Source organism: Pseudomonas sp. USTB-Z (assembly GCF_019691255.1).
Lineage (GTDB): Bacteria > Pseudomonadota > Gammaproteobacteria > Pseudomonadales > Pseudomonadaceae > Aquipseudomonas > Aquipseudomonas alloputida.
Map to the genome: position 1 here is coordinate 1 of NZ_JAECZP010000073.1, position 505 is coordinate 505.

A 505-nucleotide genomic window follows, 5' to 3' on the forward strand; every position below is an offset into this window, starting at 1 on the left:
CGGCACGAAATGCAAAGTGGTGACCTGGTGGCGCTCGATGGTGTCGATCAGCCGCTCCGGCTCGCGATGCTCCCCCGGCGCCGCCAGGGCCAGCCGTGCACCGGTCATCAGCGGCCAGAAGAACTCCCACACCGACACGTCAAAACTGAACGGGGTTTTCTGCAACACCGTGTCGGCGCCGTCCAGCGCATACGCCTGCTGCATCCATGCCAGCCGGTTATACAACGCCAGGTGGCGGTTGCCGGCGCCTTTCGGCCGCCCGGTCGAGCCGGAGGTGTAGATGACGTAGGCCAGGTTCTCGGGGTGCAGCCGGCACGCCGGCACCTGCCGCGAGTACCCGCCCAGTTCGCCGGGCTGGTCCAGCAACAGGACCTGCCCGGCAAACGCCGGCAGTTGCTCGCGCAGGTGGGCCTGGGTCAGCAGCAGTTCGATGCCGCTGTCTTCGAACATGTAGGCCAGCCGCTCGGCCGGGTAGTCCGGGTCCAACGGTACATAGGCGGCACCA

Annotated in this window: 1 protein-coding gene; it reads right to left on the minus strand. The window is 67.3% G+C overall.

What is annotated here, in order from left to right; all coding sequences use genetic code 11:
• The coding region (locus I8746_RS26895; RefSeq protein ID WP_221101225.1) for an AMP-binding protein at positions 1 to 505 on the minus strand (505 nt) is incomplete at both ends.